General features: G+C 70.9%; 21 protein-coding genes. 11 read left to right on the top strand and 10 right to left on the bottom strand.

Annotation, left to right across the window (positions count from 1 at the left end):
• Nucleotides 1-35: 35 nt before the first annotated feature.
• The 3 genes from HIR71_RS03870 to HIR71_RS03860 all read right to left on the bottom strand — a co-directional run bounded on the left by HIR71_RS03870 (nucleotide 36) and on the right by HIR71_RS03860 (nucleotide 3,562).
• Nucleotides 36-1,409 carry a class II 3-deoxy-7-phosphoheptulonate synthase gene (locus HIR71_RS03870; RefSeq protein ID WP_169323620.1) on the bottom strand — a complete coding sequence of 458 codons (1,374 nt, stop codon included), beginning with the start codon at nucleotides 1,407-1,409 and terminating at the stop codon, nucleotides 36-38.
• Nucleotides 1,406-2,623 carry a pyrophosphate--fructose-6-phosphate 1-phosphotransferase gene (locus tag HIR71_RS03865; protein WP_169323618.1) on the bottom strand — a complete coding sequence of 406 codons (1,218 nt, stop codon included), beginning with the start codon at nucleotides 2,621-2,623 and terminating at the stop codon, nucleotides 1,406-1,408. Before HIR71_RS03865 ends, HIR71_RS03870 begins: the two co-directional genes overlap by 4 nt.
• 138 nt (nucleotides 2,624-2,761) lie before the next feature.
• Complete coding sequence (locus tag HIR71_RS03860) at nucleotides 2,762-3,562, bottom strand: lysophospholipid acyltransferase family protein (RefSeq protein ID WP_249051557.1); 801 nt, start codon at nucleotides 3,560-3,562, stop codon at nucleotides 2,762-2,764.
• 72 nt (nucleotides 3,563-3,634) lie between these two features.
• Here HIR71_RS03860 and HIR71_RS03855 point away from each other — a divergent pair, with 72 nt between their 5' ends.
• Entirely contained in the window at nucleotides 3,635-4,246 is a 612-nt protein-coding gene (locus HIR71_RS03855; protein WP_169323617.1) for a hypothetical protein, read from the top strand.
• Between the two features lie 11 nt (nucleotides 4,247-4,257).
• Here HIR71_RS03855 and HIR71_RS03850 read toward each other — a convergent pair whose 3' ends face one another.
• Nucleotides 4,258-5,202: an ROK family glucokinase gene (locus HIR71_RS03850; RefSeq protein ID WP_169323615.1), complete on the bottom strand. Its 945-nt coding sequence runs from the start codon at nucleotides 5,200-5,202 to the stop codon at nucleotides 4,258-4,260.
• A gap of 255 nt (nucleotides 5,203-5,457) precedes the next feature.
• On the opposite strand from HIR71_RS03850, the gene HIR71_RS03845 reads away from it, so the two are divergent.
• Nucleotides 5,458-7,278, top strand: a complete 1,821-nt coding sequence (locus tag HIR71_RS03845) for an AMP-dependent synthetase/ligase (protein WP_169323613.1) — start codon at nucleotides 5,458-5,460, stop codon at nucleotides 7,276-7,278.
• A gap of 119 nt (nucleotides 7,279-7,397) precedes the next feature.
• On the opposite strand, the gene HIR71_RS03840 is transcribed toward HIR71_RS03845, so the two are convergent.
• Entirely contained in the window at nucleotides 7,398-7,697 is a 300-nt protein-coding gene (locus tag HIR71_RS03840; RefSeq protein WP_169323611.1) for a hypothetical protein, read from the bottom strand.
• A gap of 122 nt (nucleotides 7,698-7,819) precedes the next feature.
• Here HIR71_RS03840 and HIR71_RS03835 point away from each other — a divergent pair, with 122 nt between their 5' ends.
• Both HIR71_RS03835 and HIR71_RS03830 read left to right on the top strand, forming a co-directional pair.
• Nucleotides 7,820-9,568, top strand: a complete 1,749-nt coding sequence (locus HIR71_RS03835; RefSeq protein ID WP_169323610.1) for a DEDD exonuclease domain-containing protein — start codon at nucleotides 7,820-7,822, stop codon at nucleotides 9,566-9,568.
• Between the two features lie 39 nt (nucleotides 9,569-9,607).
• Nucleotides 9,608-9,889: an Lrp/AsnC family transcriptional regulator gene (locus HIR71_RS03830; protein WP_169323608.1), complete on the top strand. Its 282-nt coding sequence runs from the start codon at nucleotides 9,608-9,610 to the stop codon at nucleotides 9,887-9,889.
• Between the two features lie 23 nt (nucleotides 9,890-9,912).
• Here the strand turns inward: HIR71_RS03830 and trpD are convergent, their stop codons facing one another.
• Nucleotides 9,913-10,959 carry an anthranilate phosphoribosyltransferase gene (gene trpD / locus HIR71_RS03825; protein WP_169323606.1) on the bottom strand — a complete coding sequence of 349 codons (1,047 nt, stop codon included), beginning with the start codon at nucleotides 10,957-10,959 and terminating at the stop codon, nucleotides 9,913-9,915.
• A complete protein-coding gene (locus HIR71_RS03820) occupies nucleotides 10,956-11,390 on the bottom strand; it encodes a response regulator transcription factor (RefSeq protein WP_169323604.1) in 435 nt (144 codons plus the stop codon). The genes trpD and HIR71_RS03820 overlap by 4 nt, the downstream gene beginning before the upstream one ends.
• A 204-nt stretch (nucleotides 11,391-11,594) precedes the next feature.
• On the opposite strand from HIR71_RS03820, the gene ctaE reads away from it, so the two are divergent.
• From ctaE to HIR71_RS03795, 5 genes are all read left to right on the top strand, one after another.
• On the top strand, nucleotides 11,595-12,242 hold the full coding sequence (gene ctaE, locus HIR71_RS03815) for an aa3-type cytochrome oxidase subunit III (RefSeq protein WP_211373750.1): 648 nt from the start codon (nucleotides 11,595-11,597) through the stop codon (nucleotides 12,240-12,242).
• Nucleotides 12,243-12,305: 63 nt separating this feature from the next.
• Nucleotides 12,306-13,088 (top strand): cytochrome bc1 complex diheme cytochrome c subunit, encoded by a 783-nt coding sequence (gene qcrC, locus HIR71_RS03810; protein WP_169323600.1) that lies wholly within the window; start codon nucleotides 12,306-12,308, stop codon nucleotides 13,086-13,088.
• The gene (qcrA, locus tag HIR71_RS03805; RefSeq protein ID WP_169323599.1) at nucleotides 13,085-14,113 is read left to right on the top strand and encodes a cytochrome bc1 complex Rieske iron-sulfur subunit; all 1,029 of its coding nucleotides are present in this window, start codon (nucleotides 13,085-13,087) and stop codon (nucleotides 14,111-14,113) included. The genes qcrC and qcrA overlap by 4 nt, the downstream gene beginning before the upstream one ends.
• Nucleotides 14,110-15,894, top strand: a complete 1,785-nt coding sequence (gene qcrB / locus HIR71_RS03800) for a cytochrome bc1 complex cytochrome b subunit (protein ID WP_169323597.1) — start codon at nucleotides 14,110-14,112, stop codon at nucleotides 15,892-15,894. Before qcrA ends, qcrB begins: the two co-directional genes overlap by 4 nt.
• A gap of 126 nt (nucleotides 15,895-16,020) precedes the next feature.
• Entirely contained in the window at nucleotides 16,021-16,647 is a 627-nt protein-coding gene (locus tag HIR71_RS03795; protein ID WP_169323595.1) for a superoxide dismutase, read from the top strand.
• 277 nt (nucleotides 16,648-16,924) lie between these two features.
• Here the strand turns inward: HIR71_RS03795 and HIR71_RS03790 are convergent, their stop codons facing one another.
• Genes HIR71_RS03790 through ctaC form a run of 3 tightly spaced genes read right to left on the bottom strand, consistent with a single transcriptional unit; the run spans nucleotide 16,925 to nucleotide 20,027 of the window.
• Nucleotides 16,925-17,323 carry a cytochrome c oxidase subunit 4 gene (locus HIR71_RS03790; protein ID WP_169323594.1) on the bottom strand — a complete coding sequence of 133 codons (399 nt, stop codon included), beginning with the start codon at nucleotides 17,321-17,323 and terminating at the stop codon, nucleotides 16,925-16,927.
• Entirely contained in the window at nucleotides 17,320-19,149 is a 1,830-nt protein-coding gene (gene ctaD, locus HIR71_RS03785; RefSeq protein WP_169323592.1) for an aa3-type cytochrome oxidase subunit I, read from the bottom strand. The genes HIR71_RS03790 and ctaD overlap by 4 nt, the downstream gene beginning before the upstream one ends.
• Nucleotides 19,149-20,027 (bottom strand): aa3-type cytochrome oxidase subunit II, encoded by an 879-nt coding sequence (gene ctaC, locus HIR71_RS03780; protein WP_169323590.1) that lies wholly within the window; start codon nucleotides 20,025-20,027, stop codon nucleotides 19,149-19,151. Before ctaC ends, ctaD begins: the two co-directional genes overlap by 1 nt.
• Before the next feature lie 244 nt (nucleotides 20,028-20,271).
• Between ctaC and HIR71_RS03775 the strand changes: the two genes are divergently transcribed.
• Nucleotides 20,272-21,456 (top strand): cysteine desulfurase family protein, encoded by a 1,185-nt coding sequence (locus HIR71_RS03775; RefSeq protein ID WP_396030988.1) that lies wholly within the window; start codon nucleotides 20,272-20,274, stop codon nucleotides 21,454-21,456.
• The gene (locus tag HIR71_RS03770; RefSeq protein WP_311836069.1) at nucleotides 21,453-21,719 is read left to right on the top strand and encodes a sulfurtransferase TusA family protein; all 267 of its coding nucleotides are present in this window, start codon (nucleotides 21,453-21,455) and stop codon (nucleotides 21,717-21,719) included. The genes HIR71_RS03775 and HIR71_RS03770 overlap by 4 nt, the downstream gene beginning before the upstream one ends.
• Nucleotides 21,720-21,916: the final 197 nt, after the last annotated feature.

Genomic DNA, 21,916 nt, shown 5'->3' with positions numbered 1-21,916 from the left:
CTGAGACGACGCGTCCCGAACTGGTCCCCCGCCGGTCACGCCCCCCGCATGAGCTGCACGACCTGGAACGCCATCTCGAGCGACTGCTGGTGGTTGAGCCGCGGGTCCACGAGCGTCTCGTACCGCCGCGCCAGCCCGGCGTCGTCGATCTCCTCGCTCCCGCCCAGCACCTCGGTCACGTCGTCACCCGTGAGCTCGATGTGCAGACCCCCCGGAACCGTGCCGAGCGAGCGGTGCACCTCGAAGAAGCCCCGGACCTCGTCGAGCACGTCGGTGAGCCGCCGGGTCTTGTAGCCGCTCGCCGACGTGATCGTGTTGCCGTGCATCGGGTCGCAGACCCACGTCACCGGCGACCCGACCGCGGTCACCTTCTCGACGAGAGCCGGCAGCGCGTCGCGGACGGTCGCGGAGCCCATGCGCGTGATGAACGTCAGCCGCCCGGGCTCGCCGGACGGGTTGAGGCGATCCATGAGCGCGAGGGCGTCGTCCGCCGTCGTCGTCGGGCCCAGCTTGACCCCGATCGGGTTGCGCACGCGCGAGAGGAAGTCGACGTGGGCGCCGTCGCGCTGACGGGTGCGCTCCCCGATCCACAGGAAGTGCGCGGAGCAGTCGTACGGCAGCCCGGTCCGTGAGTCGATGCGGGTCAGGGGCCGCTCGTAGTCGAGGAGGAGCGCCTCGTGGCTCGAGAAGAACTCGACGGTGCGCAGGGCGTCGAAGTCGGCCCCGCACGCCGCCATGAACCGGATGGCGCGGTCGATCTCCGCCGCGGTCTCCTCGTAGCGGGCGTACGCGGGGTTCGCCATGAAGCCGCGGTTCCACTCGTGGACGCGCCGCAGGTCGGCGAAGCCCCCGGTCGTGAACGCACGGATGAGGTTCAGCGTCGACGCGCTCGTGTGGTACGCCTCGAGCAGCCGCTCGGGGTCGGGGATGCGCGCCTCGGGCGTGAAGGCGTGCCCGTTGATCGTGTCGCCCCGGTACGCGGGCAGCGTGACGCCGTCGCGCGTCTCGTCGTTCGAGCTCCGCGGCTTGGCGTACTGCCCCGCCATCCGGCCCATCTTGACGACCGGCAGGCTGGCCCCGTACGTGAGCACGACCGCCATCTGCAGGATGGTCTTGACCTTGTTCCGGATGTTGTCCGCGGTCGCGTCGGCGAACGTCTCGGCACAGTCGCCGCCCTGGAGCAGGAAGGCCTCACCCCGGCCGGCGGCGGCGAGCCGCGACTTGAGGACGTCGGCCTCCCCCGCGAACACCAGGGGCGGCAGCGCGCCGAGGCGCGTCGTCACGCGCGCGACGTGCTCGGCGTCGGGCCAGGTCGGCTGCTGGAGGACGGGCAGCTCGCGCCAGTGATCCAGGCCTGCGAGCACCTGGGGGTCGGGGGCCACTGACGCGAGGTCGTGCGTGTCGATCATGACGTCGCCGGGACGAGCTGCTGGCCGATCTCGCCGAGCAGGGCGCCGAACCAGGGCTGCGAGACGTCGAAGGCCTTGCCTCCCGCGATCCGCGGGAAGGCGATGGCCTTGAGCCGGCCGCCGTCCTCCTCGTCGTGCCCGACGACGCCCGCCTCGCCCGTGAGCGCGCACTCGACCGCGAAGTCGGTCATCGACTTGATGAGGCGCAGGTCCTCGGCGTTCGGCGCCGCGGCGCGCGAGTAGTACCCGCTCTTCTGGACCATGACCTTCTCCGCACCCAGGAGCTCCGCGAACTGCTTGGCGAACCACTGGCCCGGGTTGATGGTGTCGAGGCGCACGTGACCGAACGGGTCGCGCGGGACCTCGGTGCCGGACGCCTCGAGCTGGGCCACGATCTCGTGCATGCCCGCGCCCTCGGACAGGAAGATGTTGACGTTGCCGATCTCGTCCATCACACCGCGCAGCCGCTTGGCCTCCGCGTCGATGTCGAGCGCGAGCTCGGGCAGGAACACCGCGTGGATGTCCCAGCGCTCCTTGCTGAGCCCGATCCCCGGCAGCCACTCCTGCGTGTCGAGCCACCTCCGGTACTCGGCCGCGGCCGCGGCCGTGAGCCACCCGCAGTGGCGGCCCATGACCTCGTGCACGATGAGCATGCGCGGGCCGGAGCGGTGCTCGCCGATGATGTTCCGCGCGAAGCCCGCGGCCTCCTCGGCGGCGGTCCATGCGCCCAGCGACTGCTTGATGGGGATGACGTCGTTGTCGATCGTCTTGGGCAGGCCGACCACGGTCAGGTGGTAGCCGTGCTCCTCGAGGTAGGCGGCCAGGTCCGCAGCGGTCGTGTTCGTGTCGTCGCCGCCGATCGTGTGCAGGACGTCGACGCCGTCGGCCTGGAGGCGCTCGGCCGCCGCCTGGAGCGGGTCGACACCCTCCGCGACGAGCCCACGCTCGACCAGGTCGGCCGCGTTCGTCAGCTTGACCCGCGAGTTCCCGATGGGAGAACCACCGAAGCGGTGGAGCAGGCCCGCCTTGGAGCGGGTCTCGGCGTCGACCACGATCTTGTCGCCGGTCAGGAGCCCGTGGTACCCGTGCTGGTAGGCGATGATCTCGATCTCGGGCGCGAGCTCGGTGTACCGCTCGATCAGGCCGCCGACGGCCGAGGACAGGCACGGAGCGAAGCCACCTGCCGTCAGGAGCGCGACGCGACGAACCGACATGAGACACACCTCTCGTAGACCGACACCACCGAGCCGACGGGGACCGGCCGGCACGAGCCCTCAGGACGAGTCCGAGGGCGGGGCCGGCAGGACCGGCGACGCGGGACCCTGCTCCTCACCGCACGGGCGGTGACGTGCTCATCCTACTGACGCACCGGCGTCGTCCTCGGGCGGTACCGGAACGTGGACCTCGGGGGCCGGGCGACCACCCGGCGCGGTGGCCGCACCCGCGTCCTGCGACGAGGCTGCCTCGGCGTGGCCGGTCGCGATCCTGGCCTTCTGCGTGGCGGCGTACACGTCCACGTACTCCTGGCCCGAGAGGCTCATCAGCGCGTACATGATCTCGTCGGTGACGGCCCGCAGGATGAAGCGGTCGTTCTCCATCCCGGCGTACCGGGTGAAGTCGAGCGGCTCACCGATGACGATCCCGATGCGCGTGGGCTTGGGCAGTCGCTGGCCGATGGGCTGGGCCCTGTCCGTGTCGATCATGGCGACGGGGACCACCGGCGCGCCGGACTCGAGCGCGAGCCGCGCTACGCCCGTCTTGCCCCGGTAGAGGCGACCGTCGGGGCTCCGCGTGCCCTCGGGGTAGATGCCGAACAGCTTTCCCTCGCCGAGCCTCCGCAGGCCGGTGCGCAGCGCGGCCTCGCTCGCCCGACCGCCGCTGCGGTCCACCGGGATGGTCCCGACGCCGCGCATGAAGCCGGCCGTGAGCCGCCCCTTGATCCCCGCACCGGTGAAGTACTCGTTCTTCCCGATGAACACGATCTCGCGGTTGAGCACGAGGGGAAGGAAGAAGGAGTCGACGACGGCGAGGTGGTTGGACGCGAGGATGGCGCCGCCCTCCGCCGGGACGTTCTCGATCCCGCGGACCCACGGTCTGAAGAGCACCTTCAGGAGCGGACCCACCAGGACCCGCTTCATGAACCAGTAGAACAACCCGCCTCCTTGCCACTGTGCATGCGGCGGGACCATCCGCGCACCGTCGGGTCCGACTCTAGAGTGAGATGCATGGCCGCACGGCATCACGACACCGGTGGGACCCCCGACGACGGCGATCAGCCCGAGCGCGACCTCGCCGAACGGTGGGCCGAGATCGTGGCCGAGCTGAGTGACCTCGACACGGGGCCGGGCGCGGCGCGCGACGCTCGTGCGGGTGGTGGCGACCTGGACGAGGGCGAGCCCGGTGCGGGCGGCTCAGGTGAACCCGGACGGTCGCCGGAGGTCGATGCGCCCCGGAAGGACCCCGGCGGCACGGCGTCCTTCCCTGTCGCCCCGTGGGTATCGGCCCCGCCCGAGCGTGCGGCGCGGGAGCTCACCGGGCGCGATTGGGAGGGCACCGAGCAGATCGACGCGGCCGAGGCCGAGGTGGACGAGCGCGAGCACTTCGTCCCGCCGGACCCGGGCCCCGTCCTCGGGGGTGACCCGTTGCTCACGATGGCCTGGTTCGGCGCGGCAGGGGTACCCATCGCTCTGCTCCTGATGGTCGTCGCGTGGCGGGACGCGCCCACGGGCCTCGTCCAGGGAGCGGCTGTCGTCTTCGCGATCAGCTGCATGGTCCTGGTCTGGCGGCTCCCGCACCGCCGCGAGGAGTCGGACGACGACCCGGGTGCTGTCGTCTGACCTTCGCGACGTCAGATCCGCGCGAGGTCGGCGGCCCCGACGATCCCGGCGTCGTTCCCCATCGCAGCCAGCTGGAAGTCGGCGAGCGGCCGGTACCCCCGCGCGGACAGCGAGTTCTCGTACGCGTGCCGGGTCGGCGCCAGCAGGAGCTCCCCCGCCTCACCGACCCCGCCACCGACGACGATCAGGGCCGGGTCGAGGACCGCCGCCAACGACGCCGACCCCTCCCCGATCCACCGCCCGAGCTCGGCGAACAGCTCGATCGCGAGCGGGTCGCCCTGCCGGGCCGCCTCCGTGATGTGCGGGCCCTCGAGCGCGGCGGGGTCACCCCCGGCGAGCTCGAGCAGCCGCAGGGCTCGCTCGGGTCGCGTGATCAGCGCGGCCTGCGCATCCCGCACGAGAGCCGAGCCCGACGCGTACTGCTCCCAGCAGCCCTCGTTCCCGCACCCGCAGTAGTGCCCGTGGGGCACCACGCGCATGTGCCCCAGCTCGGCGGCCACCCCCCAGGCCCCGCGCACGAGCCGACCGCCGACGACGAGCGCGCCGCCGAGGCCGGTCCCGATGGTCAGCATGATCATGTCGTCGACGTCGCGCCCCGCCCCGAACCGGAACTCCGCCCAGCCCGCGGCGTTGGCGTCGTTCTCGACCACGACCGGGACGTCGGCGTCGAGCAGCGCACGGACCCGATCCTGGAGCGGGTAGTCGCGCCAGGCGATGTTGGGGGCGAAGAGAACGGTCGACCGCGCGGCGTCCACGAACCCGGCGGCCGCCACCCCGATCGCGCCGATCTCGAAGTCCTGGGACAGCTCCAGGTAGACGTCCTTGACCGCGCGGTCGATGCTCGCCGCGTCGTCGGGCTCGGTCGGGCGGCGGGCCATGGCGAGGATCGTCCCGTTCTCGTCCACGACGCCCGCGGCGATCTTCGTGCCGCCGATGTCCACACCGATCGCGTGCATGTCCGTCCTTGCTGGTAGGAGGTCTGAGGGCGCCGTTCTGGTCCGGACCGGCGGGTGCCTCGCTGGTCCGAGGGCCCGTGCGAGCCGGGCGCCGGGAGGCTCACGCTACGCGGGTACGCGCAGGCACGCGGCGGGAGCCGGGCCGGTGCAAGCCCGGATGACCGTGGTGCAAAGAGTTCCCCCGCGGCGGTCCTTGAACTACCCGGCACGTCCCGTATCGTCTACCCCACTTCCCCGCCTGCCACAGGAGCCAGCATGGATGAGTTCCGGACGCCTCTCTTGGTTGAGGTCGACCCTTCGCGCAACCTCAACGACCTGCTGGCAGCCCGGGTGGGCGCAACTCCCGATCAGCCGTTCATCGAGCACAAGACCACCGCGGACGGCCCGTGGATCGCGCTGACGGCACGTCAGTTCGAGGCGAAGGTCGTCGAGGTCGCGAAGGGACTCGCCGCGCACGGGGTCGAGCCGGGTGACCGCGTCGCCATCATGTCGCGCACGCGCTACGAGTGGACGCTCCTGGACTGGGCGATCTGGGCTGCGGGTGCGATCCCGATCCCCGTCTACGAGACGTCGTCGGCCGAGCAGGTCCACTGGATCCTCACCGACGCCGACGTGTCCCTGCTGGTCGTCGAGACCGCCGAGCACGCAGCGACGGTGGCGCAGGTGCGCGCGGAGACTCCTCGCCTGCGCGACATGCTGGTCATCGACGGTGGCGCCATCGACGCGCTCGTCGCCGCCGGCACAGCCGTCACCGACGAGGAGATCGCGCGCAGGCGCGGCCTGGCGGTTCTCGCGGACGTCGCCACGATCATCTACACCTCGGGCACCACCGGCCGCCCCAAGGGTGCCGAGCTGACGCACGAGAACTTCTACGTGCTCACCGTCAACGCCGTCGAGGGCCTCGGCGAGGTCGTGTCCACGCCGGGTGCGCGCACCCTGCTCTTCATGCCGCTCGCGCACGTCTTCGCGCGGTTCGTCGAGGTGCTCGTGGTTCCCGCGGGCGCCGTGCTCGGCCACACCCCGGACACCAAGAACCTCGTCGCGGACCTGGGCTCGTTCAAGCCCACGTTCGTGCTCTCGGTGCCGCGCGTCTTCGAGAAGGTCTACAACTCGGCCGAGCAGAAGGCGGCCGCGGGAGGCAAGGGCGCCATCTTCCAGCGCGCCGCGAAGACCGCCATCGTCTACTCCCGAGCCCTCGACACCCCCAAGGGTCCGAGCCCGTGGCTCACGCTGCAGCACAAGGTTGCGGACAAGCTCGTCCTGCACAAGATCCGCGATGCGCTCGGCGGCCGCGCCGAGTGGGCGATCTCGGGAGGCGCACCGCTCGGGGAGCGCCTCGGGCACTTCTACCGCGGACTGGGTCTGCGCGTGCTCGAGGGCTACGGCCTCACCGAGACGACCGCACCCGCGACCGTCAACACCCCGACGCTGACGAAGATCGGGACCGTGGGCCCCCCGCTTCCCGGCACCGCGGTCCGCATCGCGGCGGACGGCGAGGTCGAGGTCCAAGGGATCCACGTCTTCCGCGGCTACCACAACAACCCGACGGCGACGGCGGAGGCGTTCCACGACGGCTGGTTCCGGACCGGCGACCTCGGGTCGCTCGACGCGGACGGCTGCCTGCGGATCACCGGGCGCAAGAAGGAGATCATCGTGACAGCGGGCGGCAAGAACGTCGCGCCCGCGGTGCTCGAGGACCGTCTGCGGGGGCACCCCCTCGTGAGCCAGGTCGTGGTCGTGGGCGACCAGCGTCCGTACATCGGTGCGCTCGTCACCCTCGATGCGGAGGCCCTTCCCGGCTGGCTCGCCGCCCACGGGCACGCCGAGATGACCGTCGCCCAGGCCGCGAAGGACCCCGCGGTGCTCGCATCGCTGGACAAGGCGATCGCGAAGACCAACGAGGCGGTCTCGCGCGCCGAGTCGATCCGCAAGTACCGCATCCTCGACGACGACCTGACCATCGCCAACGGCTACCTGACGCCGAAGCTCAGCGTGAAGCGCAACCAGGTGCTCAAGGACTTCGCGGGCCAGATCGACGCGCTGTACGAGGGCGGCCTCGACGACTCGCGGGCGTAGCCGGCGCCGGCGAGAGCGCGCGGCACAACCCGCAGAGGGACTCGAGGGGCCGTCGGCCCAGGAGGGTGCCCGCGGGCGACCGTCCTCGGACCGGCGGCCCTGACGAGCGTGGAGGGCGCTCACCCGGCACGCGTGACCGGTGGGGCGAGCCGCAGCGGTGGGACGAGCCCCGAGGAGGCGAGCACACCGATCGCCACCCGCTCGGCGTCGTCCAGGTCGACGGGTTGCGACGGGACGCCAGCCGGAACCCCGGGCGACGTCACGCCGGGCACCGAGACGTCGGCCGTGAGCCCTCGCGCGGTGCCCACGACGACGGGCGGCGGGCCGACGTCGGTGCGGACCGGGATGGTCAGGAACGTCACGACGCAGTCGGCGCACGCGGCGCCGCGCACCGTGCAGGTGCCACAGTCGATCATCATGGGCCGGACGGTAGCCCGGGCCACTGACGTCGCACCTCGGCCCGTCGCCGCCGACGCCGTCGAGGACCGGCTCCCGGTGCGCCGCCACCGTGTTGTCGGTCCCCACGGCTACCGTCGCGCCCATGCCGTCAGTCCGTCCCCTGAGCCGTGCAGAGCTCGCGCCGCCGACCCAGGGACGGCCCGTCCAGCTCGGTCTCGACGAGCTCGGCACCCCGCTGCGCGAGGTGACCTTCGTCGTCGTCGACCTCGAGACGACCGGTGGCACGCCGGCCGACTGCGGCATCACCGAGATCGGCGCCGTGAAGGTGCGCGGCGGCGAGGTGCTCGGCGAGTTCCAGACGCTCGTGAACCCGGGCACGCCGGTGCCGGCGTTCATCGCGGCGCTCACCGGCATCACGACGTCGATGATCGCCACGGCCCCCCGCGTGGAGCAGGTGCTCCCGGCGTTCCTCGAGTTCGCCCGCGGGTCGGTGCTGGTGGCGCACAACGCGCCCTTCGACGTCGGCTTCCTCAAGGCGGCGGCGGCGCGGTGCGACCACGCGTGGCCGCGGCACCAGGTCGTCGACACGGTGCGTCTCGCCCGTCGCGTGGTGCTGCGCGACGAGGCGCCCGACCACAAGCTCGGCACGCTGGCCGCGCTCTTCGGCGCCACGGTGACCCCCGACCACCGGGCGCTGTCCGACGCACGCGCCACGGTCGACGTGCTGCACGCGCTGCTCGGCCGTCTCGCGCCTCTCGGCATCACGCACCTCGAGGACCTCGCGACCGCTGCCGACCCCGTCCCGCCGGACGTCCGGCGCAAGCGTCACCTGGCCGACGACCTGCCCGACGCGCCGGGCGTGTACCTTTTCCGCGGTCCCGGCGACGAGGTGCTCTACGTCGGTACGTCGACCTCGATCCGCTCCCGTGTACGCAGCTACTTCACGGCAGCGGAGAAGCGGGGCCGGATGACGGAGATGGTGCGGATCGCGCACGCCGTGACGCCGGTGGTGTGTGCGACGACCCTCGAGTCGCGCGTCCGCGAGCTGCGCCTGATCGCCGAGCACTCCCCCCGCTACAACCGCCGGTCGCGGTTCCCCGAGCGGATGCCGTGGGTCCGGCTCGTCGAGGGTGAGCGCCCGCGACTGCTCGTCAGCAAGGAGCTCCGCGTCGGCGCGGCGCACATCGGGCCGTTCTCCTCACGGAGCACCGCGCAGCTCGCGATCGACGCGCTGCACGCCACGTTCGCCCCACGCACGCCGGGGACGCGCGGCGCCGATCTCCTCGACCAAGACTCGGTGCGGCACGTGCGTGCGGCGATGACGATCGAGCCGCGGCCTGTCGTCGCGCGACACACCGCGCGGATCGCGGCGCTGATCGCCCAGGAGCGGTTCGAGGACGCCGCGGCGGTCCGGGACCGGCTGGAGGCGTTCGTGCGTGGCGCGGCCCGCGTCCAGCGCCTCGCACCGATCGCGACGTGCCGGGAGCTGCTCGCCGCCAGGCGCACCGAGACCGGCGGGTGGGAGGTCGTGCTGGTCCGCTATGGACGGCTCGCCGGCACGGCGACCGTCGACCGGGGCACCGACCCCTACGTGGCCGTGGCCTCGCTCCGCCTCACGGGCGAGGACGTCGCCGCGCCGGTCGCCCCGGCGCCGGCCGCCCATCCCGAGGAGACCGACATCATCCTCGACTGGCTCGACTCCCCGGACGTCCGGCTGGTCGACGTCGTGGTCGACGACGAGGCGCCGCCCGCCCGATCCTGCCCCGTACGCGGCGCCCAGGCGTTCACCTCGCCGGCCCGTATCGCCCAGCTCGTGGCCCACGCCGGGACGACGGAGCCCAGCGGCGAGCCCAGCGGCGAGCCCAGCGTCACCGGCATCGACGCGGCATGATGAGCCGCGACACCGTCCCAGGCGCGACCGGAGGAAGCCATGCTGACAGCAATCGTCCTGATCGACGCCGAGGCCGGCAAGATCCCCGAGGTGGCGGCCGCGATCACCGAGGTGCCGGGCGTGAGCGAGGTCTACTCGGTGACCGGTGAGGTCGACCTCATCGCGATGGTGCGCGTCCGGGAGCACGACCAGCTCGCCGACGTCATCGCGGACCGCGTCAGCAAGGTCGACGGCGTCCTGCGGACGCAGACGTACATCGCCTTCCGTACGTACTCCAAGCACGACCTCGAAGAGGCGTTCGCGCTCGGGCTCGAGGACTGACCCCGCAGGGGGCCGACGCCAGGTCAGGACGCCGAGGCGCGCACCCAGCGCTCGAGGACGTCGCGAGCGGCGCCGTCGTCGATCGAGCGCGCTGCGTGTGCCACGCCCGAAACGAGCCGGTCCACGAGGCCGCCCGAGCCGGTCCCGTCCAGCACCCCGTCCGCCACGAGCGCCGCGGCAGCATTGAGCACGACGGCGTCTCGCACGTGCCCGAGCTCGCCCGCCAGGACGCGGCGCGCGACGCCCGCGTTGTGCTCGGCGTCCGCACCCCGCAGGTCGTCGATCGTCGCGGGCGCGAGCCCGAGGCCCGCCACCGAGTCGAGGACGCTCTCGGTCACGATGCCGTCGCGCACCTCCCAGACGTGCGACGGCGCCGTCGGCGCCAGCTCGTCGAGACCGTCGTCGCCGCGGAACACCAGGGCGTTCGTCCCACGCGCGGCGAACACCCCGGCGACCAGCGGAGCCATCCGCTCGTCCGCCACCCCGACGGCGGTCGCGCCGGGCTGGGCCGGGTTCGTCAACGGCCCGAGGATGTTGAAGGCGGTCGCGACCCCGAGGTCGCGGCGCGCGGCGGCGGAGTGGCGCATCGAGGGATGGAACACCTGCGCGAAGCAGAACGTGATCCCCACCTCGATCGCGATCTCGCGGACCCGCTCCGCGGGCTGGTCGAGGCGGATGCCGAGCGCCTCGAGCACGTCGGCGGAGCCCGACGACGACGACGACGCCCGGTTGCCGTGCTTGACGACCGTCGTCCCGGTCCCCGCGACGACGAGCGCCGCCATCGTCGAGATGTTGACGGTGTGCGCGCGGTCCCCACCGGTCCCGACGAGGTCGATCGCGCGGCCCGGCACGGCGAACCGCAACGAGTGCTCGAGCATCGAGTCGGCCAGGGCGGTGAGCTCGTCGACCGTCTCCCCCTTCGCGCGGAGCGCGATGAGGAACGCGGCGAGCCGGGCCGGTGAGACCGCACCGTCCATCACCTGGTCCATCGCCCAGGTCGTCTGCTCGGGCGTGAGGTCCTCTCGCGCGACGAGCGACGTCAGGAGCTCGGGCCAGGTCGGTGTGCTCATGCGGAGGCGTGACCCGCCAGCAGTCGCGCGACGACCTCCCGGACCTCGACCGGGTCGAGCGGCTGCGCGACGACGGCGTCGGCGAGCGACCACGAGGCGAGCCACGCGTCCTGCGTCCGCCCGATGAGGACCAGCACCGGCGGGCACTCGAACAGCTCGTTCTTGAGCTGCCGGCACAGCCCCATGCCACCCGACTTGGCGGCCTCGCCGTCGACGATGAGGAGGTCGAACCGCTCGGTGTCGGCGCGGGCGACGACGGCAGGGTGCGTCGCGGCCTCGACCCACTCGATCTCCGACGCGCCGCGTGTCAGCCGCCGACCGACCGCGAGCCGCACCTGCTCGCGCGTGTCCACGTCGTCGCTGTAGAGCAGCACGCGGGGCGCGCGCTGCTGCACCTCGGCGCCCGACTGGTCCCGGATCTCGATGGTCATGCCCCGCCTCACTCGCCTCGTCCGCGCTCGCGCGCACCTGTCCAGGCATCTTGGCACGCCGCAGCGTCGTCCGGGCGCACCGTGCCGCAGGCACCCCAGCGGGCGGTGCGGCCGGGGGCGGTCACCACCGGGAACTGACGGTGTGACAGATTCCGCCCGCCTCGCCTGGGTCCAATGACCCATTCACCGCGGATCTCGGCCATAATGACGAGCGTGTCGACCGCAACGGCTGCCCCCAGCACCCCTGTCCACGTGAGCGTCAACCGACCCAACCCGGTCTCGGTCGGCACCATCGTGTGGCTCGCCAGCGAGCTGATGTTCTTCGCTGGTCTCTTCGCGATGTACTTCACGCTCCGCGCCACCGTGCCGGACGACTGGGCGGCGAGCACGCCCACCCTCAACCTGCCGTTCGCCGCGACCAACACGACCGTCCTGGTGCTGTCCTCCGTGACGTGCCAGATGGGCGTGTGGGCGGCCGAGCGCTTCCAGCCTCGCCGCGCCGGCCCGCTGTGGGCGGTGAACCGCTGGGGGATGAACGAGTGGATGACCCTCACCTACATCATGGGTTCGGTCTTCGTCGCCGGGCAGATGTTCGAGTACGCCGAGCTCATCGACCAAGGCGTCACGATCTCTTCGAGCCCGTTCGGCTCGGTCTTCTACCTGACGACCGGCTTCCATGCCCTCCACGTCGTCGGTGGGCTCATCGCCTTCCTCTTCCTGCTCGGACGTTCCTTCACGGCCAAGCGATTCGGCCACCACGAGGCGACGACCGCGATCGTCGTGTCGTACTACTGGCACTTCGTGGACGTGGTCTGGATCGCCCTCTTCGCCGTCATCTACCTGATCCGTTGACCCGTCGCCCGCGTGTCGGGCCCCAGCTCCCCTGCTCCCCACTTGCGAGACGAGGATCCATCCGTGAAGGCACTCGCAGCCCGCAGGCACCACCGGCTCGCGCCGCTCGTGCTGCTCCTGCTCGCGCTGCTGGTCACCGGCGGGCTGTACGCCGCCCTTGCTCCCAGCCCGGCCACCGCTGCGTCGACCCCGACCGCGGACGACGTCGCGACGGGTGAGAAGCTGTTCCAGGCGAGCTGCGCGACGTGTCACGGCTTGAACGCGCAGGGCACGCAGGACGCGCCGTCGCTCATCGGGGTCGGCGCCGCGTCCGTGGACTTCCAGGTCAGCACGGGGCGCATGCCGATGCAGGCCAACGGACCGCAGGTCATCGCCAAGCCTCCGCAGTTCGCGGAGGAGGAGACGCGGCAGCTCGCGGCCTACGTCGCCTCGCTGGGTCCCGGTCCGGCGATCCCGACCGACGAGATGGTCGACCCGTCGAAGGGTGACCCGGCCAACGGCATGGCGCTCTTCCGCACCAACTGCGCGATGTGCCACAACGCCGTGGGCGCGGGCGGCGCACTCTCGAAGGGCAAGTACGCGCCGGACCTCCGCGAGACCAGTCCCGTGGCGATCTACGAGGCCATGCAGACCGGCCCGCAGTCGATGCCCGTGTTCAACGACGCGACCCTCACACCGGAGGAGAAGCGCGACATCATCGCCTACGTCGACGAGCAGCGTGCCGGGTCGCCCGGCGGCGCACAACTCGGCGCCCTCGGCCCGGTGAGCGAGGGCCTGTGGGTCTGGGTCCTCGGCATGGGTCTTCTCATCGGCTGCGCCGTGTGGATCGGAGCGAAGTCCTCGTGAGCACGCACAACCACCCGACCGACGTGACGGTCACCGGAGCCACCGACGGCGTCCCGGCCGTCTTCACGGACCCAGGCATCCCGCACCACCGCGACCGGCAGTCCGACCTTCACCCTGCGGCCGAGAAGCGTGCCGAGCGGCAGGTCACCCTGCTCTTCGGCCTGTCGGTGCTGGGCACCATCGGGTTCCTCGTCGCGTACTTCACGGTGCCGCCGGGCGAGACGGTCGCGAGCATGCGTCTGTCGAACCTACTGCTCGGGCTCGGGCTCTTCCTCGCGATGTTCGCCATCGGCATCGCTGCCGTGCACTGGGCGAAGTCGCTCATGAACGCGCACGAGAAGGCGGAGGACCGCCACGAGCTGCGCAGCTCGGACACCACCCGTACGGCTGCCGTGGAGATGCTCCGTGAGGGCACGGAGGACTCCAGCATCGGTCGCCGTGGCGTCCTCAAGGGCGCCATGGTCTCGGCGCTCGCGCTCGCCCCTCTGTCGGTCGCCGTACCCCTCATCGGGGAGGTCGGCGAGGACTGGGACGTCTCGAAGTTCAAGAGCACGATGTGGCGCAAGGGCACCCGGCTCGCGATCGACCCCTCGGGTCGGCCCATCCGCGCCGCCGACGTCACGATCGGCTCGGTCGTGCACGTCATCCCTGAGAACCTCAGCGAGGCCGAGCACCCCCTCGACGAGAAGGCGAAGGCCGTCGTCCTGCTCGTGCGGCTCGACCCGCGCGACCTCAAGGAGGCGGAGGACCGCAAGGGCTGGTCCTACGAGGGCATCGTCGCCTACTCGAAGATCTGCACCCACGTCGGGTGCCCGGTCTCCCTCTACGAGCAGCAGACGCATCACCTGCTCTGCCCGTGCCACCAGTCGACGTTCGACGTCGCCGACGGCGCCAAGGTCGTCTTCGGCCCCGCCAACCGGCCTCTGCCGCAGCTGCCGATCGAGGTGGACGACGAGGGCTACCTGGTCGCGCAGAGCGACTTCACCGAACCGATCGGCCCGAGCTACTGGGAGCGTCTGCGATGACGACCACCACATCCCCTGCCGCGAAGGCGGCCGGCGGGACCGCTGACTACCTCGACCAGCGGACCGGCCTCGGCGCGGCGGTCAAGGGGCTCTCGCGCAAGATCTTCCCGGACCACTGGTCGTTCCTGCTGGGCGAGATCGCGCTCTACTCGTTCATCGTGATCCTGATCTCGGGGGTCTTCCTCACGCTGTTCTTCGTCCCGAGCATGGCGGAGACCGACTACGAGGGTCCCTGGGCTGCGATGAACGGTGTCGAGATGTCGGAGGCGTTCGCCTCCACGCTCCGGCTGTCGTTCGAGGTCCGTGGCGGGCTACTGATGCGTCAGATCCACCACTGGGCCGCACTGCTGTTCATGGCGTCGATCGTCACGCACATGATGCGCGTGTTCTTCACGGGCGCGTTCCGCAAGCCGCGTGAGCTCAACTGGCTCATCGGCTTCACGCTGATGATCCTCGGCCTTGCCGCAGGCTTCTCGGGCTACTCCCTCCCGGACGACGTGCTCTCCGGGAACGGCCTGCGCATCACCGACGGTGTCGTCCGGTCGATCCCGATCATCGGGTCGTACCTGTCGTACTTCATCTTCGGTGGCGAGTTCCCGGGCCAGGACCTGATCCCCCGGCTCTTCATCGTCCATGTGCTGCTGGTCCCCGCGATCATCCTGGCGCTCGTCGGGCTCCACCTGTTCCTGGTGTTCCTCCAGAAGCACACGCAGTACCCGGGTGGCGGCCGCACGAACACGAACGTCGTCGGGTTCCCGCTCTTCCCGATCTACGTCGCCAAGGCAGGTGGCTTCTTCTTCATCGTCTTCGGGGTCATCGCGCTCATGGCGGCGACCATGACCATCAACCCCGTCTGGAACTACGGACCCTACGACCCGTCGCCCGTCGGCGCCGGGGCCCAGCCGGACTGGTACATGCTTTTCCTCGAGGGCTCGCTGCGCCTCATGCCGGGTCAGGGCACCGAGTGGGTCATCGGCGGCTACACCCTGTCCCTCAACGTGCTCATCCCGGCTGTCGTGGTCCCGGGGATCCTCTTCACCGCACTCGCGGCCTACCCGTTCATCGAGCAGTTCGTAACCGGCGACAAGCGCGAGCACCACGTCCTGGACCGCCCACGCAACGTGCCGTTCCGGACCGCCACCGGCGTCGCGATCCTCACGGCGTTCTTCATTCTGGTGCTGGCCGGCTCCAACGACCTTATCGCGACCCAGTTCGACCTGTCGATCAACGACATCACCTGGACGTTCCGGGTCCTGTTCTTCGTTGCCCCGGTGCTCGCCTTCTGGATCACGAAGCGCATCTGCCTCGGCCTCCAGCGCAAGGACCGCGAGCTGGTGCTCCACGGTCACGAGACAGGCCGCATCGTGCGGTTCGCGCACGGCGAGTACATCGAGGTCCACCGTCCGCTGGACGACCAGGAGCGGTGGCTGCGGGTCAGCCAGGAGCCGAATCGCCCGCTCGAGATCGAGCCGGCGGAGGACTCGCGCGGCGTGCGTCGCAAGGGCTACCGAAAGGACGTCCTGCGGCAGCGCCTGTCCCGGATCTTCTTCGAGGATCGGGTCGAGCCGGTCACCCCCGCGGAGCTGGCCGCGGCGCACTCGCACGGCGAGCACGACGCGCTCGGCAGCGTCCACCAGACGCACGGAGGGGCGAACGTGCCGGAGCTCGATCAGGCCGGCACCGACGGCGTCCCGACCGTGACCGCTGCCGGTGGAGGACGGCGACTGGCTGAGCCCGAGACGCCTCAGCAGGGTCCCGGTGCTGACGCACGGAATCACTGAGACCGTGCAGCGGTTCAGTGGGTAGAAGCGTCCGCAGGCGCCGCTCGTCCGAGCGGCGCCTGCGGCATCTGGAGGACGACGCCGCAGCGTGCTGCGGCCCGACGCAGGAGAGAGGCTTGGTTATCCATGGCTGACTACACACTCCCGGATCTGCCCTACGACTACGCGGCGCTCGAGCCGCACATCTCGGGGCGAATCATGGAGCTGCACCATGACAAGCACCACGCCGCCTACGTGGCCGGCGCCAACACGGCGCTCGAGAAGACGGCCGAGGCGCGGGAGACCGGCTCCCTTGACGCGATCAACCTGCTGGAGAAGAACCTCGCGTTCAACCTCGGCGGCCACGTCAACCACTCCGTGTTCTGGAAGAACCTGTCCCCCGACGGCGGCGACAAGCCCACCGGCGAGCTCGCTGCCGCGATCGACGAGCACTTCGGCTCGTTCGACGGCTTCCAGAAGCAGTTCACGGCGAGCGCGCTCGGCATCCAGGGTTCTGGCTGGTCGATCCTCGCCTGGGACTCGATCGGCCAGAAGCTGATCGTCGTGCAGCTGTACGACCAGCAGAGCAACATCGCGCTCGGCCTCGTCCCGGTCGTCACGCTCGACATGTGGGAGCACGCCTTCTACCTCGACTACGTCAACGTCAAGGCGGACTACGTCAAGGCATGGTGGAACATCGTGAACTGGGCGGACGCGACTGAGCGCTTCACCCGTGCCCGTACCCAGACGGTGGGCCTCATCGTCGGCATCTGAGCGTCCAGGTGCGGGTGCCTGCAGGATCTCCGTCCCGCAGGCGCCCGCGCGCTTCAGGCCTTCCCGGGCCGCACCCGCGGTCCTCACCGTCGCACGGCGTCTCGCGCGACGACGGTCTTCGCCCGGCTGGGGCGACGACGGACGGACGGGGCCGCTCTCGCCAGTCGAGCCCTGCACCAACGGCTGAGCGCCGGTGACCGTCGGTCACCGGCGCTCGGCCACTGTTGTGCGCTCGCCGCGCGCGCCTGCCGCCGCGGCCGCCCCTCGTCGAGACGGCCTAGTGGGCGTGCTGCCCGCGGGAGAACTCGAAGACCCAGCCGATGAGCCCGATGATCCCGGCAACGAACCCCACCGCCATGAGCCACCAGCTGACCGCCATCCCGAGGAAGACGATCCCCGCCGCGGCACCGATGACCAGCGGCCACCAGCTCCACGGGCTGAAGACGCCCTGGTCGCCCGCGCCCGCCTCGATCTCGCCCGAGGGGTCGTCCTCCGGACGCGCGTCGATCCGGCGCGACAGCAGGTTCAGGTAGACGCCGATCATCGCCGTGAGCCCCGCGAGCAGGAGAAGAGCAGCAGTACCCACCGGCTCCCAGTCGCTCCAGAGCGCGTACACGACGGTGCACAGGAGGAAGAACGGGACGAACAGCATGAAGAGCCTGGTCTCGACCTTCATCGCGTCTCCCCCTCGGTCGTGTCCCCGCCACCACCCGGCCGCGGCCGGTCGTCGACGATGGTCGCGGACGACTGCTCGGGCTTCCCCGTCCCGTCGGCCATGCGCTGGCGAGCCTGGGCCGCCTGACCCTGATGCTCGGACTCCCAGTCGAGGAATCCAGGATCCGGCTCGGCGTAGTCCATCGCGGCGACCTCGGGGTGGTGCAGGTCGAAGGCGGGACGCTCGGACCGGATGCGCGGGAGCGACGTGAAGTTGTGCCGCGGCGGCGGGCAGCTCGTGGCCCACTCGAGCGACGCTCCGTAGCCCCACGGGTCGTCCACGGTCACGATCTCGCCCTTGCGCCACGTCACGTAGACGTTCCAGAGGAACGGCAGGGTGGACGCGGCAAGCAGCACCGACCCGACGGTCGACAGCTGGTTCATCCAGGTGAAGCCGTCGTCGGGCGAGTAGTCCGCATAGCGCCGCGGCATGCCGATGACGCCGAGCCAGTGCTGGATGAGGAAGGTCGCGTGGAAGCCGAGGAACAGCGTCCAGAAATGGATCTTGCCCAGGCGCTCGTCGAGCATGCGACCGGTGAACTTGGGCCACCAGAAGTAGAAGCCGGCGAACATCGCGAACACGACCGTGCCGAACACGACGTAGTGGAAGTGCGCCACCACGAAGTACGTGTCCGTCACCTGGAAGTCGAGCGGGGGGCTCGCGAGGATGATACCGGTCAGCCCACCGAAGAGGAACGTGACGAGGAAGCCGAGCGACCAGAGCATCGGCGTCTCGAACGTGAGCTTCCCGCGCCACATCGTGCCGATCCAGTTGAAGAACTTCACCCCGGTCGGCACGGCGATCAGCATCGTCATGAGCGCGAAGAACGGGAGCAGCACGGCGCCGGTCGCGTACATGTGGTGCGCCCAGACCGTCACGGAGAGGGCCGCGATGGCGATCGTCGCGTAGATGAGGCCCTTGTACCCGAAGACCGGCTTCCGACTGAACACCGGGAAGATCTCGGAGACGATGCCGAAGAACGGCAGCGCGATGATGTACACCTCAGGATGACCGAAGAACCAGAACAGGTGCTGCCAGAGGATCGCTCCACCGTTCTCGGGGTTGAAGACCTGCGATCCGAGCCGGCGGTCCGAGCCGAGCGCGAAGAGCGCCGAAGCCAGGGTCGGGAACGCCATGAGCACCAGCAGGCTGGTCACCAGGATGTTCCAGGTGAAGATGGGCATCCGGAACATCGTCATGCCCGGGGCGCGCATCGTGATGACCGTCGTGATGAAGTTGACCGCAGCGAGGATGGTCCCGAACCCGGTCATCGCCAGGCCGAACACCCAGAGGTCTCCGCCGAGCCCCGGCGAGAACGTGGTGTTCGACAAGGGTGCGTAGGCGAACCAGCCGAAGGACGCGGCACCCTGGGGCGTGAAGAAGCCCGCGGTCGCGATGATCCCGCCGAACAGGTAGAGCCAGTACGCGAGCATGTTGAGCCGCGGGAACGCGACGTCGGGAGCACCGATCTGCAGCGGCATGATCACATTGCCGAACCCGACGAACAACGGGGTGGCGAAGAGCAGCAGCATGATCGTGCCGTGCATCGTGAACAGCTGGTTGTACTGCTCCTTGCTCTGCACGATCTGGATCCCCGGCGCGAAGAGCTCCGCCCGGATGATCAGCGCCATCACTCCGCCGATGGCGAAGAAGATGAACGACGTGATCAGGTACATGTACCCGATCGTCTTGTGATCGGTCGACGTGACCCACTTGATGACGGTGCGGCCCAGCGTCTGGCGCTGCGGCGCGAGGCCCGGGATCACGTCGTGCTGGACGGCGGCCATCAGTTCTCATCCCCCCGCGAACCGGATGCGGTCCGCAGATCCTGTTCGCGGCTGTACTCCATGCCGAGCTGACCGGTCTGCCCCTTGTCCCGGAGCTGGTCCATCTGCGCGTCGAAATCCTCCCGCGACACGACCGCCACGTTGAAGAGCATCGACGAGTGCTCCTCGCCGCAGAGCTCCGCGCACTTGCCCACGTAGACGCCCTCCCGCTCCGGGACGATCTGGAAGTAGTTCGTCTTGTACGGGATCATGTCGAGCTTGTAGAGGAACGCAGGGACCCAGAACGAGTGGATGACGTCCCGTGAGTCCAGGACGAACTCGACGCGCTCGCCGACGGGCAGGTAGAGCGTCGGGACGCGCTCGAGGCTCCCGGGTTCTCCCACGTCCTGCGCCTGGACGCCCGTCTCGTAGACGTCCTCGTCCACGTAGTTGAAGTCCCAGCTCCACTGCTTGCCGATCACCTGAACGGTGATGTCCGGCTCCTCGCTCCGGTCGAGGATCGCCGACATGTCGCGCGCCGTGTAGTAGTACAGGACGCCGATCATGAGGATCGGCAGGATCACGTACATGATCTCGAGCGGCACGTGGTAGCGGAGCTGGACCGGCAGCGTCTCGTCGTCCTTGCGCTTCCTGTAGACCGCGACGCACCACAGGATCAGTCCCCAGGTGATCAGCCCCACGAGCAGCGCGGCGATCCACGAGCCGACCCACAGGCTCGTGATCCGCTCGGTCATGTTGGTGACCTCGCCGTCCTCGTACCCGGGGAGGTAGCCGCGCTGCGCCTCGGCCGAGCAGCCCGAGACGAGAGCGACGAGGGCAACCACGGCGGCCACCTTCAGAGCCGGTCGCCGATTCCGGCTGGGAAGTTCCGAGTGCAAGGTGCGGCCCTTTCACGTCACGTCGCCCAGCGCGTACCGCGTGAGACGGCGTCGCTGGTCCGGGACCTTCGTCCTCGACCCGAGCAGCCTAGCGCGCCGGACGCGCGCCGGGGACGTGGGCCGGCCGTGTTGGCGACGCCGTGTCAGAATGCGTGCGGCGCTCCCGGGCGTCGCTCGTCGCACTAGCGTGGGCCACGTGACCAGCGACGACGCGGCGCACCCAGGCATCCTGGAGAACGCCCCTGTGACGCGCGCCACGCCGACGCACACCACGCCGACACGCGTGGTGCTCGACGCCGGCGGGCGGGCGCCCGTGGACCCCGCGGCACGTACGGCTCTCCTGGAGGCGCTCGACCTGGGCTGGGCGGATCCCCGGCGCCTGCACGCAGAGGGTCGGCGGGCGCGTGCCCTCCTCGACGGCGCGCGCGAGGCGATCGCGGCGCAGGCCGGGGCGCGGACCGCCGACGTGCGGCTGTCAGCTCACCACACCACCGCGCTGCACGCCGCCGTGCGCGCCGTCGCCCGGGGCCGACGTCGGGTCGGTCGCGACGTCGTCGTGTCTGCGGTCGAGCGGGCCGCGGTCCTCCATGCCGCGGACTACGCGGTCGCCCAGCCGTGGACGGCCGACCGGGGTCGCCGCGTGACCGTGCCGGTCGACGCGGTCGGCCGGGTCGACGGCGAGGCGATGGCTGCGGCCCTCGCCGCACCGGGCGTCGCACTTGCCGCGCTCCAGCACGCCAACGGCGAGGTGGGCACCGTGCAACCCGTCGCACGCGTGCACGAGGCCGCCCGCGCCGCGGGGGTCCCTCTGCTCGTCGACGCGGGCGCGAGCGCAGGGCACGTCCCGATCGACGCCGCCTGGGACCTCCTGGCACTCGACCCGCCGGACTGGGGCGCACCGGCCGGCGTCGGCGTCCTCGTCGTCCGTCCGCAGGTGCGCTGGATGCCCGACTGGCCCGAGGACGAGGACGACTGGTTCCCGGGCGGCGTGAGCGTGCCGGCGGCCCTGGCCGCGGCGGTCGCCCTCGAGCGGGCCGCGGCGCGGCGGGCGGAGACGGACGCGCGCCGCCGCGGGCTCGTCGACCGCGTGCGGACCACGGTGGCGGCGACGGTCCCCGACGTGGAGGTCGTCGGCGACCCGTCCGGCAGGCTGCCCCACGTCGTGACCTTCTCGTGCCTCTACGTCGACGGGGAGGCGCTCGTGACGGAGCTCGACCGCCTGGGCTTCGCGATCGGCTCGGGCTCGGCCTGCACGTCGAGCGCGCTCGAGCCGAGCCACGTGCTGGCGGCGATGGGAGCGCTGACCCACGGCAACGTCCGGCTCGCGCTTCCCGCCGACGTGGCCGAGGCCGACGTCGAACGGTTCCTCGCCGCCCTCCCGCAGGCGGTCGCCCGGGTCCGGGACCTCCTGGGGGTGCACGGCCTGTGACCGGGGCTGGGCCCGTGACGGCGGCCGGCACCTGCGGGGATCCCCTCGTCGTGGACGCGCGCGGGCTCCGCTGCCCGCTGCCGGTCGTCGAGCTCGCCCGCGCCGCGCGGGGCGCGCCCGACGGCACCCTGCTCACCGTGCTGGCGACGGACCCGGCTGCCCGTCACGACGTCCCGGCGTGGGCCCGGCTGCGCGGACACGCCGTCGTCGCGTGCCTCGAGGACGACGGCACCTGGCGCATCACCGTGCGGACAGGTTCCTGAGGACGCACGAGGGCCCGGCCACCGCGAGGCGACCGGGCCCTGCGAGCGCACCGGAAGGTGCGATCAGCGGCTGACATGAAGATGGCTGCCAGGCCACGGGCGCTACGGGCGTCAGCCGGTGGCGGGTAGTGGGTTGAGGGTGACGTCGTAGCCGAGCTGGCGGAGTTGGGTCAGGGCGCGCTGCTTGGTCTTGTCCG

Source organism: Cellulomonas fimi (assembly GCF_012952065.1).
Classification (GTDB): Bacteria; Actinomycetota; Actinomycetes; order Actinomycetales; family Cellulomonadaceae; genus Pengzhenrongella; species Pengzhenrongella fimi_A.
This window is presented reverse-complemented; position numbering and strand designations above follow the sequence as displayed.